This window comes from Chryseobacterium barbadense, from assembly GCF_042849955.1.
Classification (GTDB): Bacteria; Bacteroidota; Bacteroidia; order Flavobacteriales; family Weeksellaceae; genus Chryseobacterium.
In genome coordinates this window covers 55,535-70,128 of sequence record NZ_BAAFHL010000004.1, presented here as the reverse complement: position 1 = coordinate 70,128, position 14,594 = coordinate 55,535, and the positions used below count along the sequence as shown (strand labels likewise).

Below are 14,594 nucleotides of genomic sequence, written 5' to 3'. Positions count from 1 at the left end.
TCCTTTGTTATTATTGATTTAATGACCAAACGGAATAACTGTTCGGCGGACACTGGATTTTCACCCATTTGTCTCCTTGTGTTGTAGGATACCAGGATGAATGCCCTGTAAAATCTTTGATCTGTTGGCTGCTCCAATTGGTTTCTATCCATCTTTCCTGCCAGCTTGACGAATTATTAATATAAACAACGAGCCCCGGGTTTCCGTTATATCCGTTTCTTCTTGCAATATATTCATCATTATCGGTATAAAGAATGGAAGTGTTTCCGGTTGCTTTATTATTATGAATCCAGATCAGATTATTCAGCCTTTCTTTATTTAACCATTCTTCATAGTCTCTGTAGAATATGGTCGGATACCCTTCATGAGTTAAAATATAAGCATAGGCCAACATTTTATTCCAGATAATATCGGTGTCATGATTAGTTACAAATGTAACGGCTTTGTACGGATTTCTTTTCCACATCATATCATCATTCAAAAGGTTTAAGTTTCCGTTATCGAAAGCTTCATCCATTTTATAATACGCTGCAAAATCAAAAACTGAACTATTGGCATTATTGGCCCACCACTCCAATGTATTGACATTGGAATCCCAAAGTTCACCTACTGAAAATCCTCCTACATTAGAATTCCAGGAATTTACTACCCAAGGGCCAAATCCTTTCACATAATCAAATCTCCACCCATCAAATTTCATTACATTTTTATAATATTTCCCTACAGAGTCATCTCTTCCCCAAAGCCAGTCTTGAACGTGCGGATTAGCGTGGCATAAATCCGGGAAACCGCCGAAAGCTCCTTCATCATTATTTCCATAAGAATTTTTATAAAAATCATTATAATTTCTTGTGAACTTGCCTGAAGCCACCCCTGAAAAGTTAGTCCAGGTATTTGTTCCTGTATATGGGTTCGCTTCAGATTGTCCGCCACTGTTATGATTGATCACGATATCAGCATACACCTGCATATTTTCTGCATGGGCCTGGGTGATCAATGCCTCTAACTCTGTCCTGGAGCCGAAACGCGTTTCTGTGCTTCCATTTTGATTATAATTCCCGAAGTCATAGTAGTCCGTAGGGTCATAGCCCATAGAATAAGCTCCGTTTTGCGCTTTTGAAGCAGGTGGCAGCCAGATGGCTCCTATTCCTGCATTTGACCAGGCGGTAACCTTATCTTTTACTGTATTCCACCATGTTCCACCGGATGGAACATCCCAATAGAACCCCTGCATCAGCACTCCACCACCCGGTCCGGAAACAAATTTTCCGTTTACCGAACTGCTCCCTGTGCTGAAAGGCTTTCCATCATGATGGGTTACCTGTACCGTTTTATCATGAACTTCCAGCTGCTGTGGAGTTTCATTAACAGCTTCTTCTGTAGTCTGACAGGAATTGATCAGCGCCAAGGCGAGGAAAGAAAGTAAGAATTGTGTTTTTTTCATAAAAAATGTTTTAATTGTTAAACTCATAACTAAATTACACTTTTATTAAACAATTCAATATAAATGTGGAATAATTTTCAATTCCATCGATAAACATCTCAAAATAGTGTCGTATATTTTCATTAAAAAATCATAAACTTTTCATATTTTAAATACAATTTTTCTTTTAATCCATATATTTGCATTCTATGGAATATAATACCCAAAAAACCCAGCTTCATATGCCGGAATACGGCAGAATCATACAACAGCTGGTTGAGCGTTGCAAAGAGCTTCCTTCTAAAGAAGAAAGGAATGAAATGGCAATGGCCATCATTGATTTTATGGGCCAAAGAAACCCTCAGCTTCGAGATGAAGAAAATTACAAACATAAACTTTGGGATCATCTTTTCATATTGGCAAATCATGATCTTGATGTAGATTCACCCTACCCTTTTCCCACTAAAGAACAGTTATCGGAAAAACCAAAAAAAATGGAGTATCCGAAACTTCAGGGTGATTTCAAATTTTATGGAAAAAGTATTCTGCAGCTTATAGAAAAAGCCATTGAGCTTAATTCAGGAGATGAAAAGGAAGCGCTGATAGAAGTGATTGCCAATAACATGAAAAAGTCTTACAACGTATATAATAAAGAGCATGTTACCGATGATGTAATTTTCCGACACCTGAAGGAATTATCTCAGAACAGGCTGGATCTGACCGGAATCGAGTCTCTGGAAAAAAGTAAGATCTATTACACAAGCAATAACCGAAGCAATAAAAATAACAGCAACAATAAAAACCAGTCTAAAAAAAGGCACAATTATAAAAACAAGAAATAAATGAGTGGAACGTTTCAAATAAGAGGAGGAAAAAGACTGCAAGGTGAAATTACTCCACAGGGAGCTAAAAATGAGGCTCTCCAGATTTTATGTGCAGTATTGTTAACAGATGAAGAGGTAAGAATTAAAAACATCCCTGACATCCATGACGTCAACAGGCTGATTGAAATTTTAGGTGACTTTGGTGTAAAAGTTACTAAAAACGGACAGGGTGATTACACTTTTAAAGCCGATAAGGTTAATTTCGATTACATCAAATCCGACGAATTTAAAAAAGACGGGGCAAAACTTCGGGGTTCCATTATGCTTATGGGCCCGATGTTAGCGAGATATGGCGAAGCTTATATGCCGACTCCGGGAGGTGACAAAATAGGAAGAAGAAGATTAGACACCCATTTCCAAGGTCTTGTGGAACTTGGTGCCGAGTTTAATTACGATGAGGACGAATATTTTTACTCTTTAAAAGCCACTGAACTTAACGGAAAGTTCATACTATTGGAAGAAGCTTCTGTAACCGGAACGGCCAATATTGTAATGGCTGCTGTTTTAGCAAAAGGAAAGACCAGAATTTACAACGCCGCATGCGAACCTTATCTGCAACAGCTTTGTAAAATGCTGAACAGAATGGGCGCTAATATTTCCGGGATCGGTTCCAACCTGTTAACAATTGAAGGGGTTGATTATCTTCGTGGTACCGAGCATACTATGCTTCCGGATATGGTAGAGATCGGATCATGGATTGGCCTTGCTGCCATGACCAAATCTGAGATCACCATTAAAAATGTTAACTGGAACCAGCTGGGTGTTATTCCCAATACATTCAGAAAGTTAGGGATCCAGCTTGAACAAAGCAATGATGATATTTATATTCCGGCACAGGAAAATTACAGAATCCAGAAATTTATAGACGGATCTATCCTTACGATTTCTGATGCTCCGTGGCCGGGTTTCACTCCGGATTTATTATCCATTATTCTGGTCGTTGCCACCCAGGCAAAAGGAAGCCTTCTGGTACATCAGAAAATGTTTGAATCCAGATTATTCTTCGTTGATAAACTGATTGATATGGGCGCCCAGATCATCCTTTGCGATCCACACAGAGCTACCGTTATCGGCTTGAACCAGGAAACTCCACTTAGAGGCACCACTATGATTTCTCCGGATATCAGGGCAGGAAACGCACTTCTTATCGCCGCTCTTTCTGCAGAAGGAAAATCAATCATCCACAACATCGAACAGATCGATAGAGGTTATGAAAACATCGACGGCAGATTAAAAGCTATTGGCGCAGATATTGAAAGAATCTAACATCAATTAATTAAACAGATAAAAGCGTTCAGTTACCTGAACGCTTTTTTTGTGTAATTAAAACTATATGAATCTCCCCTAAGAATATTTTCTGCAGATATACTCTACAGTTGTACTCAAAAGTTTATTGTTATTCAGATAATACTCCAGTTCTTCGTATTCTTCTGAATTGGCATTGATATATAACTGTACAGAACCAAAACTACGTCCTTCCACATATTCCACATTAGCCGATAACACCCTGTGACATATCCCGAACTGATTGTAAATAGTATTCATTAAATGTTCAAATTTCATTTTCCCATTCAATTCTATTTCCAATATCAATTCTTTTTTAGGCAGGCTGATCTTTGTCTGTAAAACCTGCAGATTAGGATTAGGTGTGATCATAACTAAATTATTTTTGATTGTACATCTTTTTAAGGCATCGGTTTGTTTTTCTTTGACAAAAATATAAAAAAATATTAGTCTACCAAATTAGTAGACTAATATTTTTAATTTAATCATTAAAAAAGAGAAGTTTTACAACTTCCCTTCATTTTATAATTCTTTTATTCTAACCAATTTATCGGAACCTGCCAAACCATTAGGGTTGCATCCCAGCTCACCTTCGGGAACTTTCAGGTTTTTATTTTTATAAAATTCTTCCCAGAATTCATTGGTTTTACCCGTTTTCGGATCAATAAACGTCATAGGTTCTAATTTGAAAATATGGTCATTTCTGAAAGAACGTTCTATAAAATCCGAGCAATAGTAGGAATTTTCGTCAAGGATATAATTAAAATTATAAGGTTTCCCCAACATGGATTCTGCCTTTTGAATGGCTGGTAGAATTGCACTTTGATACTCAGGTTTTAAACGGTAGACTATAACTTTCTGCCCTTCCCGAGCCTGATCTTTTATAAAATCTTTTAAAGCCTGTTTCTGTGATCCTCCTTTTGGCGCAGCATGCAGAACAAAAAAAGCATTGCCTTCCTTTGATAAAATCCCGATATGGTCAAAAGAAACATTCTTCTGTTTTTGTGTAACGTTATTAATAGCACCGGAAAGACCAGTTTCTTTGGCTGCCACAAAGAGTAAGTCTCCGTTTTTCAAATCTGAAGCAGGAATACTCTTACATCCTGAAACCAGATATAAAAGAAAAGAAACCGTTATTAATAAAAACCTACCTTTTAAGATTCTTTTCATAGCATTCAATCCATTCATCTACAGTCATTCTTTTGCTTAATTCAGCAATAAGATCTAAAGGAATATCATCTATCTTCTTAAAACGTACACAGGATTTTCCCATATCAAGCTTTCTTTTAGAATACTTTGGAAATTCAGAAACAAACCACTCCAAAAGCTCTGGTTTTGAATATATTCCCATATGATACAATGCAATAAAATTTTTCTGCGAAGCCAGTCCCATAAAGGGTAAAGGCGTACCCGGCGTGCAGTGGTATCCGGAGGGGTATGTTTCCAAAGGAACATCCCATCCTACCATTCCGTAACTTACTCCTTGCTTAAAACCTTTGGGTAAGTTATTATCTATAGTATCAAATAGCTTTTTAAAAATCTCCTGTCTTTCTTCAGGAATCTTTGAAATATAATCATTTACTGAAACTGCGGGAATTTGCATTGTAATTCATTTTTATAATTCCAAAATAACAAAATTTCTATGAATAACTGTTTAAATTTTTAAACAATAAAAAAGCAGCTATTCTTTCAAATAGCCGCCTTACATTTTATTTGACAGCAAACTACTGCTTAATCGCTTTTACTGTTGATTTTGAACCGTCTTTGAAGTTAATGGTTACTAAGTATAAACCTGCATTCAACTCTCCTAAGTAAAGTTGTTTTGAAGGATTATCAATAGTTTTCACCACTCTCCCTGTCACATCCGTAATAATTACAGATTTCATATCTTTCGTTTCAGCGATATTCAATATATCTTTGAACGGATTTGGATGGATTTTAATCTGTTTTTCATCAGCATTAACTTCAGAAGTACTCAAAGGTATTAGCTCTACTATAAAATTATCCACATAGAAGTTATAATCAGGTAAATCGTTCACCGATCCCTCACTGCCATAGAATGCGAATACAGTATTCGGGCTTATATTTCCGGTGAGGTTATATATATAAGTATTGGTAGAATTAGATGGCGTATTGTTAACATCCCAAGTCTGAAGTACAGTCCACGTTGTTCCACTATCATTAGAAACAAGGAATTGTACAACATCATCAGAGCCCATTGCTGAAGCAGTGGTTCCTGAGAAAGTAGTTACTCCATAATCGAATTTCACTCTATACCCCCCGGCAGACAAATTAAATGGTATAGTTTTCAACCACCCAACTCTTGTATTGCTGTAAAGCTCCATTCTTATTGCTCCGGTACTTCCTGAATTCAGGAATCCGTCCACAGCCCAATACGCAGTGTTTCCTGTAGGGCCCGTTGCAGGAGACCCGCCGGAAAGCGCATTTGTCCAGCAGGTACCCGGAATACTGCTAAAATCATTAGTATATGAAGGGACTACAGAGGCACAAGGCGTGGTAAATGTTGCCCCTAATGACCATTCGCTTACATCACTGGCAGAACATCTGGATCTCACCCAAACATAGTATACTGTTGTAGCAGATAACCCGTTCAACGATGCAGAAGTTGTAGTAGAAGTAGCAGAGTTGGTAGCATCTAAAATTGTAGCAGATGTAGGTGCCGTATTGGTTGTGCTATAATACACCTCATATCCCATTGCAGGTAGTGCAGCAGGTGCCGTCCAACCAATTGTTGCTGTATTTGCAGCAACGTTTGAAGATGTAACAGCAGTTGGCTCTACACAGCTAGGAATATCCTGAACCGTAATATTATCAAGATAAATTGAACGGCTGCTAGCACCCATGCCGTGCTTGAATGCCAGCTGTAGATCAGAACCTGCAGGAATATTAACGGTATATTGGGTATGCGTAGTGGTTAAAGCAATAGCGGAACCAATTTGTGTAAAAGAAGCAGGATCTGTAGGGTTTGATAAAGTGCCCACTAATAAGGTATAACCAGATCCTCCCGCCTTCGCGTAGAATCTTACACGTTTGGTACCGTCCGAAAGGTTTATAGTTGGAGGTGAAACTAACATTTGACTTCCCGTTGTACTAGACGAATTGTTTAGATAATAAGAATTAGGCGCCGAATAATTATTGGATGCAACCACGTATCCATATCCCGCAAATGACGCACTTTCCAAATAAGCCCAACAGCTCGGCGCATTAGGACTTGTTGAATTACCCGTACTGGTAGTATCAAAATTTTCAGTATACGGAACAGTAAAGGTAGAACAAGCCGTTTTAAACGTTCCTGCAAAAGACCATACACTTTGACCTGTTGCAGTACTACAGTTAGATCTTACCCAGTAATAATAGGTAGTATTTGAATTAAGACCTCCAATGGTCGTACTAGTACCCGTTACTCCCGGATAAGTGGGTGTTGTCGTACTTGTAGGTGTTGTGTTGGAAGTACTGTGATATACATCATAGCTTACAGCATTAGAGGAAGCGGTCCAAGAAACTAAAGCAGAATTAACCGTTATCCCTGAAACAGGCTGTAAAACAGGAGGTGCACAGTCTGAGTACACATCCGCTGAAAAAGCAAAAATATTAGGTATTCCGGTTCCCGCTGTTTTTGTAACCGTCACACTTTGGATAAGCTTCGTTTGATTAGTTGCATCTATTACCAGCTCGTTCTGATATAACCTTGGATTAGTACCTCCTTCAGGTGATGGAATATCGTCATTAGCAGTAGAAGGGGTAGTCGGTTTTTTAATTCTTCCGAATCCCTGAATCGCAATATTGGTACCGGTATACCAGTCAGCAATACTAATTCCGGTAAATTGCTGGCTCGTGCCATCTGAAAAATTTACAGTTACAGAAACTGTTGACCCACCACTACCACTGGTAGAAAGCATATACAATTTAGTAGCTGCCTTGGGAACAGTAAAAGTAAGAGTTCCGCTGTCGTTTGCAGCAGCCAGTCTCAATGAGTTATTCCCACTCAGATTTCCCAATGTATAGCTGAGCCCCGGAGTACTCGCAACAACAGAGTTGATAATGCCGTCAACAGGAATACCAAATGTAATAGGTGCACTCGTGGAAGTTAACTGGAAATCTCTGGCAACAAAGGCATAAGAAACTCCATCTACATCATTATTGGTAGAAACAGATGAAGAACCTACCCCGTTGGCAATTACATCAGCTGTGTATCCGGATTGCACCGGCATGGTCTGGAAATTTTGCGCCATGATAGCAGACGCAGAAAGAAGAGCTATAGCATTTAAAGCTCCAAAAAGTAGTTTTCGTTTCATTTCACTTAGTATTATCGTTGTAAATTAAAAAAAAATTAATATTAAAATATTTTTTATAAAAATAATTGAACGTTTTTATAAAATATAATAGAATTTAATCAAAATAATATAATTAATTGTCTTTTATAGAAATAAATAAAACCTAAGAAGAAATCAAGAATAATATCTTAAAATATTAAAAAAATTAAATAAACAACAATCCAAAAATACCGTTAACTTCAACTCATTTTCATACATATTTTAGTATTGAAAAATTAAATCTTATTTTTGCCATACAAATTTTTGAACAATGCCGAATATTTCAAACAGAGCACAGCACATGCCACCTTCTCCGGTGAGAAAGCTGGTTCCTTATGCTCTAAAAGCAAAACAGAAAGGAATAAAAGTATATCATTTAAATATCGGGCAGCCTGATATTGAAACTCCGGAAACGGCTTTGAATGCATTAAAAAATATTGATTTAAAAGTATTGGAATATGCTCTTTCAGAAGGCAATCTTGAGTATAGAAAAGCCCTTACGGATTATTATCATTCTTTAGATTTTAAAGATTTAACCCCTGATAATTTCATTGTAACCAATGGCGGATCAGAAGCATTGAATTTTGCCATTTCCACTCTTTGTGACGAAGGAGACGAAGTTATTATTCCAGAGCCTTATTATGCTAACTACAATGGCTTTACCAGCACATTCAATGTGAATGTAGTAGCCATCCCTTCTACTATTGATACCGGCTTTGCACTTCCTCCGATTGAAGAGTTCGAAAAGAAGATTACCGATAAAACGAGAGCAATTATCATCTGTAATCCGGGAAACCCAACCGGCTACCTTTATACCCGTGAAGAGCTTCAGCAATTGGCGGAAATTGCTTTAAAGCATGATATTGTTATTATTTCCGATGAAGTTTACAGAGAATATGTATACGATGGAAAACAACAGGTTTCCATGCTTGCATTTCCCGAATTGAGCGAAAATTGCATCATTATTGATTCTGAGTCCAAACGTTATTCCATGTGTGGGGTAAGAATCGGATGCATGATCACCCGTTCTAAAAAAATTCATGATGCAGCCATGCTTTTTGCACAGGCCAGACTAAGCCCGGTTCTTCTGGGACAGATTGCCGCTACTGCAGCACATCAGAATGACGGAGCCTACATTCGTGCCGTAAGAGAAGAATACACCCATAGAAGAAACACCCTGGTTGATTTATTAAATGCTATTCCCGGGGTAATCTGTCCTAAACCCAAAGGGGCATTCTATTGTGTTGCCGAACTTCCGGTAGACGATACGGAAAAGTTTGCACAATGGCTGCTGGAGAAATATTCCAATAAGAATGAAACCATTATGGTTGCTCCCGCAGGTGGCTTCTACAGCGATCCTGAATTAGGAAAAAAACAGGTTAGAATTGCCTATGTATTGAAAGAAGAAGATTTAAAAAGAAGTGCTGAAATTTTAAAAGAGGCACTGGAAAAATACAGATCCGAATTCAGCCTATAACCATATAAAATGTCAGCAATATCTACTTGTCACTTGAAAATAATCTTTTCAACATTTGTATTGCTGACATTTTTTTTCTGTCAAAAAAAAGAAGCCAAAACTCCTTCCAGTCCCACTACTGACACCATCACATGGATAAGCCTGTCATATATTGGCGGACATGCAGGAAGCTACAGAATTATTAAAATTACAAATGATTCTATTTTTGCCGAACGAGGGGCTACAGCTCATAAAACTCATCGACAAAAAAGCCTTCCGATAGATTACAAAGTATGGAAACAGCTTATTTCATCTATTAATATCAAAAGCTTAGATAAGATCGAAAGCTCCGCAAGTATTCAGTCTCTGAACGGAATTGATGAAACATTTCAGATCAGGACTCCAAAAAAATCCTATATTTATGTCAACTCCTATAATGACACCGTTCATTATGGACAGCTGCAAAGATTTAAAGATCAATTAGAAAAAATTCTTCCGAAAGAATATCAATAAACCATGCACGAAAATTTCTCTTTACAACCGTACAACACTTTTGGTGTAGAAGCAAAAGCAAAATATTTTACTGAAGTTCAAACTATTGACGAGCTGAAAGAAGCGCTGAATTTCTCAAAAACTCATGCACTCAGGCTTTTGTTACTTGGAGGCGGAAGTAATGTCTTGTTAACAAAAGATTTCGACGGACTTGTCATTAAAATAAATTTGAAGGGGATTTCCGAAGAAAATGCAGACGAAAATCATATTCTGATCACAGCAAAAGCAGGAGAAAACTGGCACAAGTTTGTAATGTACTGCCTTGAAAAAAACTACGGTGGCTTAGAAAACCTTTCTTTGATTCCCGGAAATGTTGGAACCTCTCCCATGCAGAATATTGGTGCTTACGGAACAGAAATAAAAGATGTTTTTGTGAGTTGTACCGTTTTGAACCTGGAAAACCAAGCGATTGAAACATTCGATCTTGAGCATTGCAGATTTGGTTACAGAGATTCCATTTTCAAGCAGGAGGGTAAAGGAAAATATATTATTTTGGATGTTACCTTTCTATTAACCAAAAAAGACCATCATATTAAAACCGAATACGGAGCCATTCAAAATGAACTGGAGAAGTCAGGAATCAGCACTCCTACTATTCAGGATGTTTCCAAAGCAGTCATCAGCATCAGACAAAGCAAACTTCCGGATCCGGAGAAAATTGGCAATGCAGGAAGTTTTTTCAAAAACCCAACCATTCCTTTGACTCAGTTTGAGAGTTTAAAGCAGCAGTTTGAAAACATCCAGGGATATCCTAATGGAGATCTGGTAAAAGTCCCGGCCGGATGGCTGATTGAACAATGCGGCTGGAAAGGAAAACAAATCGGGAACGTAGCCTCTCATCAACTACAATCTTTAGTCATCATCAATGCAACCGGAAATGCAACCGGTAAAGAAATATTCGATTTTTCTACTGAAATCATCAATTCTGTGAAAGAAAAGTTTGGTATTGAGCTTGAAAGAGAAGTCAATATTATTTAAATATTAATTTTCCATTCTTATCTTAACATTTACTTCAATACTTAATATAACGTATTGAAAAATAGATTATTTTAGCGTATCAAACCTTCAATATGGGAAAAAATTTATCTGACAACGAGTTTAGCAAACTGATTCAGAAACATATTGATAAAACTCATTTTGTTAAGATTTATCTTTCTGAAAAAAGCCCTGATGAGTGTATATTTGGATTCATTCTTAAAAAATCTGATGAATTTCTAATGGTGCAGGAAGTTTCAGATTTTATTTTAACCGGCATTAAGATTATCCCTCATGAACGAATATTGAGCATCAGATGCAATAAATATGACAAAACCCAGAAAAAGATCTTATCCGAAGAACACCTGATTCAATTTAACCACAAAGCTATTGGCAATACCTCACTTAAAAATCCTGAATCCCTATTTAAGTCATTAAAAAAACAGGATTTCCACTGCAGCATTGAAAGCAACAGAAAGAAAAAAGGCTTTTCAATAGGAGAAATTATGGATGTTAATGACACTTCAGTACTCATCCGCAACTATGACCCGACCGGAAAAGTTGATAAAAAACCTCATAAAATTTCTTTCAAAAAAATAGAAATGGTTACTTTTAACGATAATTATACCATAACTTTCAGAAAACATCTTAAAGAATAGAACAAAAAAACCAATGAAAATAGCCATTTTAGGTGCCGGAAATATGGGCTTATCTTTTTCAAAGTCCTTTTTGAAATATGAACTGATCAAACCTGAAAATCTGCACCTAATCACCAGAAATAAATCCAGAGTATCAAAAATAAAAGAAGAATTTCCTTACTCCAGCATTTCCGTTTTCCAGGATGTTGATGAAATAGATGCTGATCTCATTATTATTGCCGTTAAGCCTCAGGACTTTCAATCCGTCGCTGAAAATATCAGATTTACCTTAAAAGAAAATCAGATGATTTTATCCATCATGGCAGGAATAAAAATCGGAAAGATCCAAAAGCTTCTGCATCACCCTCTTGTTGTAAGAGCGATGCCTAATTCTCCTACCCTTTTAGGAATGGGAATTACCGGTTATACTGCGGCAGACGGCATTTCTTTCAGCCAGCTGATCCATATAGAAAGACTCCTGAACAGCACAGGAAGATCTGTCTACCTGGAAGAAGAAGATCTGCTGGACGGAGTAACAGCTCTTTCAGGGAGCGGACCTGCATATTTCTATTATATTATCGATGCCATGATTAAAGCCGGTGTAGAAATGGGCATTGAAGAAAACCTTTCTAAGCTCTTCGTAAAGCAAACCATGCTTGGTGCTTATCATCTGATCAACAATTCGGAAAAAAGCCTTGAAGAACTGATTAAGGACGTCGCATCGAAGGGAGGAACCACGGAAGCTGCTTTGAGAACGTTTGAAGAAAACCACTTCAAGGACATCCTGAAAAAAGGTATTTTAAATGCAGAGAAACGGGCACAGGAATTAAATGGCTAGTTTATTCTCCAATTGCTTACACATCAACCATCCTAAATAAACCCCAAAGGTATTGAGGATAATATCGTCTACTTCAAAAATACCCATTCTGGTAAAGTATTGGAGGGCTTCCGCAATGATAATAGCCGACATAAAAGTAAAAAGCAGGTTTTTTAGATCTTTCAGCTGAGGAAATACCCAGCCCAGAAAACCAAACGGAATGAACATTACGATATTCCCCAGGACAATAATAATGATATCTTTCCAGGAAATAGTTCCTTCAATAAACCTGATGGTGGATAAGATGGGTTCTATTCTCACCACATTATCATCATACTGAAACCTTCCCATGCCTAAAAACATTAGATATAACAGAAATAATGTATAAGGAACAATAAGTATTTTGTAAAATTTCTTTAACATCATTTGCAAATGTATTCATTTCAAAAACATTAAATTTGTATGTTAATTTAATTTAATGAAATACGTTTTACTTACGCTCATTTCGGCGATGCTGCTGTCCGTTTCATGGCCTACTTACGGTGTTCCGTTTTTTATATTCTTTGCGCTTGTTCCCCTTTTGATGATGGAACACGGGATTTCTAAATTCTCCGGCTATAAAAGAAAAAGCTGGATTGTTTTCGGACTTTCTTACTTATGCTTTATCATCTGGAATATTGTGACTACAGGATGGCTGTATGGATCAAAAAACCCGGATGGAAGCCATTCCCTGATGGCAGTACTATTTCCGGTTCTTGTCAATTCCCTGTTATACTCTTTAGTTTTCCAATGCTATCACTGGTATAAAAATGCACAGGGAACTTACTGGGGGCTGGCTTTTTTTATCGCGATCTGGATGAGCTTTGAAAAATTCCATTTAAATTGGGAGCTTACATGGCCATGGCTAAACCTCGGAAATGTATTTTCAGAATACCCCCAACTTATTCAATGGTATGACACCTTAGGGGCGACCGGCGGAAGCTTCTGGATTCTCCTGATCAATGTTTTTTTATTTTATACGGTAAGGACATGGGAAGCAGGAAGAAAAAGAAAAGATTTGATTAAAAATATTTCCATTGCAGCCCTTCTTATTATTCTTCCGATGATTATTTCATTGATGAAATATAATAGCTTTGATGAAAAACCTGTCGGGCATGTCAATGTCTTACTATTACAGCCGGAGCTTGACCCTTACAATGAAAAATATTTAAAAGACAGCCTTACCATAGAAAATGATCTTTTAACCCTTGCGGAAAAAAATTCAACAGGAAAAATAGATTATTACATCGCTCCGGAAACGGCAATCCCGGGAAGAGGGTCCATATCTGAAACTGCTTTTGAGAAAAGTATGCTTTTAAATAATGTTAAGGATTTCTTATCCAAACATCCCGGATCTGTTTTTGCTACGGGAATTTCATCGCATCGTTATTTTTTCAATGGTGAAAATTTGCCTACAGGGGCTTATCAGATTAATTCCGGAGTATGGGTGGAAAGTTATAATTCTGCGGTACAGATTGTCCCCAATCAAAAAGTAAAAGTTTACCATAAAGGCAAACTTGTTCCCGGCGTTGAAATTTTCCCCTACATGAATGTTTTAAAGCCTGTGTTAGGCGATGCAATGCTTGATTTGGGCGGAACAGTTGCCTCATTGGGAACAGACAAAGAAAGAGTTGCCTTCAGTAACCCTTACAATAAAGGAAAGCTAGCGCCCATCATTTGCTATGAAAGTATTTACGGTGAGTTTGTAACCGATTATGTGAAAAAAGGAGCTAATTTTTTAGCTATTATGACCAATGATTCCTGGTGGGGCGTTACGGAAGGGCATAAACAGCTTCTTTCTTACGCCAAATTAAGAGCCATTGAAACCAGGAGAGAAATTGCGAGATCTGCCAATAGCGGGATTTCTGCTCATATTAATGCAAAGGGCGAGATTTTAGAAGATACTTTTTATGGGGACCAGACAACTTTATTTGCCAAAATTAACCTTTATGATCAGAAAACCTTTTATGTGAGAGCCGGAGATTTTCTTTCCAGATTTTCGATTTTCGCTCTTGGATTTCTGCTCTTTTATTTTCTGATTAAATGGCTCCAAAGAAAGACGTCAAAATAGCGCGTTAAAAATCTTAATTGTTAAAAAATAATCTAACTAATTGGAAAATAAATTTTAAAACATTTGCCTATCTAAAAAATTCTTCGTTATTTTGCACTCTCAAATATTATACAAATAAGAA

General features: G+C 37.2%; 14 protein-coding genes. 8 read left to right on the top strand and 6 right to left on the bottom strand.

Translation table 11 applies throughout. From position 1 onward, the window contains the following. Positions 1-10 precede the first annotated feature (10 nt). On the bottom strand, positions 11-1,444 hold the full coding sequence (locus tag ACGHIN_RS03995) for an alpha-amylase (RefSeq protein WP_390451012.1): 1,434 nt from the start codon (positions 1,442-1,444) through the stop codon (positions 11-13). A gap of 188 nt (positions 1,445-1,632) precedes the next feature. Here ACGHIN_RS03995 and ACGHIN_RS03990 point away from each other — a divergent pair, with 188 nt between their 5' ends. After that, the gene (locus ACGHIN_RS03990) at positions 1,633-2,265 is read left to right on the top strand and encodes a DUF4290 domain-containing protein (protein ID WP_390451010.1); all 633 of its coding nucleotides are present in this window, start codon (positions 1,633-1,635) and stop codon (positions 2,263-2,265) included. After that, positions 2,266-3,573 (top strand): UDP-N-acetylglucosamine 1-carboxyvinyltransferase, encoded by a 1,308-nt coding sequence (gene murA / locus ACGHIN_RS03985; RefSeq protein ID WP_121460155.1) that lies wholly within the window; start codon positions 2,266-2,268, stop codon positions 3,571-3,573. A 78-nt stretch (positions 3,574-3,651) separates the two neighbouring features. Here murA and ACGHIN_RS03980 read toward each other — a convergent pair whose 3' ends face one another. From ACGHIN_RS03980 to ACGHIN_RS03965, 4 genes are all read right to left on the bottom strand, one after another. Beyond that, complete coding sequence (locus ACGHIN_RS03980) at positions 3,652-3,963, bottom strand: NIL domain-containing protein (protein ID WP_390451008.1); 312 nt, start codon at positions 3,961-3,963, stop codon at positions 3,652-3,654. 150 nt (positions 3,964-4,113) lie between these two features. Then, a complete protein-coding gene (locus tag ACGHIN_RS03975; RefSeq protein WP_390451006.1) occupies positions 4,114-4,761 on the bottom strand; it encodes a YiiX/YebB-like N1pC/P60 family cysteine hydrolase in 648 nt (215 codons plus the stop codon). Next, positions 4,739-5,194 carry a DUF1801 domain-containing protein gene (locus ACGHIN_RS03970; RefSeq protein WP_390451004.1) on the bottom strand — a complete coding sequence of 152 codons (456 nt, stop codon included), beginning with the start codon at positions 5,192-5,194 and terminating at the stop codon, positions 4,739-4,741. Before ACGHIN_RS03970 ends, ACGHIN_RS03975 begins: the two co-directional genes overlap by 23 nt. Before the next feature lie 121 nt (positions 5,195-5,315). Then, positions 5,316-7,907, bottom strand: a complete 2,592-nt coding sequence (locus ACGHIN_RS03965) for a fibronectin type III domain-containing protein (RefSeq protein WP_390451002.1) — start codon at positions 7,905-7,907, stop codon at positions 5,316-5,318. A gap of 289 nt (positions 7,908-8,196) precedes the next feature. On the opposite strand from ACGHIN_RS03965, the gene ACGHIN_RS03960 reads away from it, so the two are divergent. From ACGHIN_RS03960 to proC, 5 genes are all read left to right on the top strand, one after another. Further along, complete coding sequence (locus ACGHIN_RS03960; RefSeq protein ID WP_390451000.1) at positions 8,197-9,402, top strand: pyridoxal phosphate-dependent aminotransferase; 1,206 nt, start codon at positions 8,197-8,199, stop codon at positions 9,400-9,402. 9 nt (positions 9,403-9,411) lie between these two features. Continuing rightward, on the top strand, positions 9,412-9,894 hold the full coding sequence (locus ACGHIN_RS03955) for a hypothetical protein (protein ID WP_390450998.1): 483 nt from the start codon (positions 9,412-9,414) through the stop codon (positions 9,892-9,894). 3 nt (positions 9,895-9,897) lie between these two features. Further along, complete coding sequence (murB, locus tag ACGHIN_RS03950; protein ID WP_390450997.1) at positions 9,898-10,911, top strand: UDP-N-acetylmuramate dehydrogenase; 1,014 nt, start codon at positions 9,898-9,900, stop codon at positions 10,909-10,911. A 92-nt stretch (positions 10,912-11,003) separates the two neighbouring features. Then, a complete protein-coding gene (locus ACGHIN_RS03945) occupies positions 11,004-11,567 on the top strand; it encodes a hypothetical protein (protein WP_390450995.1) in 564 nt (187 codons plus the stop codon). A 13-nt stretch (positions 11,568-11,580) separates the two neighbouring features. Then, the gene (gene proC, locus ACGHIN_RS03940) at positions 11,581-12,384 is read left to right on the top strand and encodes a pyrroline-5-carboxylate reductase (RefSeq protein WP_390450993.1); all 804 of its coding nucleotides are present in this window, start codon (positions 11,581-11,583) and stop codon (positions 12,382-12,384) included. Here the strand turns inward: proC and ACGHIN_RS03935 are convergent. After that, positions 12,373-12,789 (bottom strand): VanZ family protein, encoded by a 417-nt coding sequence (locus ACGHIN_RS03935; protein ID WP_390450991.1) that lies wholly within the window; start codon positions 12,787-12,789, stop codon positions 12,373-12,375. The two genes, proC and ACGHIN_RS03935, sit on opposite strands and share 12 nt — an antisense overlap. A gap of 52 nt (positions 12,790-12,841) precedes the next feature. On the opposite strand from ACGHIN_RS03935, the gene lnt reads away from it, so the two are divergent. Next, complete coding sequence (lnt, locus tag ACGHIN_RS03930; protein ID WP_390450989.1) at positions 12,842-14,473, top strand: apolipoprotein N-acyltransferase; 1,632 nt, start codon at positions 12,842-12,844, stop codon at positions 14,471-14,473. Positions 14,474-14,594: the final 121 nt, after the last annotated feature.

Bases quoted from the DNA above. Each gene is read 5' to 3' on its own strand.
- proC (WP_390450993.1), top strand. From the start codon at position 11,581: ATGAAAATAGCCATTTTAGGTGCCGGAAATATGGGCTTATCTTTTTCA.
- lnt (WP_390450989.1), top strand. From the start codon at position 12,842: ATGAAATACGTTTTACTTACGCTCATTTCGGCGATGCTGCTGTCCGTT.
- murB (WP_390450997.1), top strand. From the start codon at position 9,898: ATGCACGAAAATTTCTCTTTACAACCGTACAACACTTTTGGTGTAGAA.
- ACGHIN_RS03975 (WP_390451006.1), bottom strand. From the start codon at position 4,761: ATGAAAAGAATCTTAAAAGGTAGGTTTTTATTAATAACGGTTTCTTTT.
- ACGHIN_RS03990 (WP_390451010.1), top strand. From the start codon at position 1,633: ATGGAATATAATACCCAAAAAACCCAGCTTCATATGCCGGAATACGGC.
- murA (WP_121460155.1), top strand. From the start codon at position 2,266: ATGAGTGGAACGTTTCAAATAAGAGGAGGAAAAAGACTGCAAGGTGAA.
- ACGHIN_RS03960 (WP_390451000.1), top strand. From the start codon at position 8,197: ATGCCGAATATTTCAAACAGAGCACAGCACATGCCACCTTCTCCGGTG.
- ACGHIN_RS03945 (WP_390450995.1), top strand. From the start codon at position 11,004: ATGGGAAAAAATTTATCTGACAACGAGTTTAGCAAACTGATTCAGAAA.
- ACGHIN_RS03935 (WP_390450991.1), bottom strand. From the start codon at position 12,789: ATGATGTTAAAGAAATTTTACAAAATACTTATTGTTCCTTATACATTA.
- ACGHIN_RS03965 (WP_390451002.1), bottom strand. From the start codon at position 7,907: ATGAAACGAAAACTACTTTTTGGAGCTTTAAATGCTATAGCTCTTCTT.
- ACGHIN_RS03970 (WP_390451004.1), bottom strand. From the start codon at position 5,194: ATGCAAATTCCCGCAGTTTCAGTAAATGATTATATTTCAAAGATTCCT.
- ACGHIN_RS03955 (WP_390450998.1), top strand. From the start codon at position 9,412: ATGTCAGCAATATCTACTTGTCACTTGAAAATAATCTTTTCAACATTT.
- ACGHIN_RS03995 (WP_390451012.1), bottom strand. From the start codon at position 1,444: ATGAAAAAAACACAATTCTTACTTTCTTTCCTCGCCTTGGCGCTGATC.
- ACGHIN_RS03980 (WP_390451008.1), bottom strand. From the start codon at position 3,963: ATGATCACACCTAATCCTAATCTGCAGGTTTTACAGACAAAGATCAGC.